Origin of the sequence: Nocardia aurantia (genome assembly GCF_009604425.1) — a bacterium.
GTDB classification, from domain to species: domain Bacteria; phylum Actinomycetota; class Actinomycetes; order Mycobacteriales; family Mycobacteriaceae; genus Nocardia; species Nocardia aurantia.
Genome location: NZ_WEGI01000057.1, coordinates 1 through 772, shown reverse-complemented (window position 1 = coordinate 772; position 772 = coordinate 1). Strand labels below are relative to the sequence as shown.

General features: G+C 53.8%; 1 protein-coding gene. It reads right to left on the bottom strand.

The genetic code is table 11. From position 1 onward, the window contains the following. A partial coding sequence (locus NRB56_RS38130) for an L-arabinose isomerase family protein (RefSeq protein WP_456320187.1) occupies positions 1-772 on the bottom strand: 772 nt, incomplete at both ends.

Sequence of the window (772 nt, the reverse complement as noted above, 5' to 3'; positions counted from 1 at the left end):
CTGCCTCGATTACTTGGCGACGGTCTTTGCCATCTTCGCGGCAGTTATCTGCCAAGGCGTACGACTGTTCGTAGACGGACACCAGTTGGGCAATCTCGGCATCGGTCACCTCGTTCTGTACCTTCACCAACTGAGCGATGGGGCAGTAATCGACGTGATAGCCCAGACGCATCTCGGCTTCTACCTTGTCGCCATCGGTTACGGCTACGTTGTTCATCTGGTCGCCGAAGCGGATCACCCGCATGTCCTGTGCATCTGCCCAGGCAGCACTTACCCGCATCCAAGTGGCAATCTTGGCTTGTGTGGCTGCATCTTCCCAATGTCCTACCACTACCTTGCGCGGCTTGCGCATGCGGGCGGTGATGTGTCCGAACTCACGGTCGCCATGTGCCGACTGGTTCAGGTTCATGAAATCCATGTCCATGCTCTGCCAAGGAATCTCCTTGTTGAACTGTGTGTGGAAGTGCAGCAGGGGTTTGCGCAACTCCTGCAATCCGTGAATCCACATTTTGGCAGGCGAGAAGGTATGCATCCACGTGATTACACCGATACATTTCTCCTCGTTGTTGGCTGCTTTGAGGATCGAGGTCACCTCTTTCGATGAGTTGGCCGTACCTTTATATACTACCTTGACGTGCAGGTTGCCACCGGCGTTCAAGCCGTTTACCATGGCGTTGCTGTGAGCGTCTACGGCGATTACTGCATCACCTCCGTACAGGAGCTGTGCTCCGGTTACGAACCATACTTCATATTGATTAAATGCGTTCATATT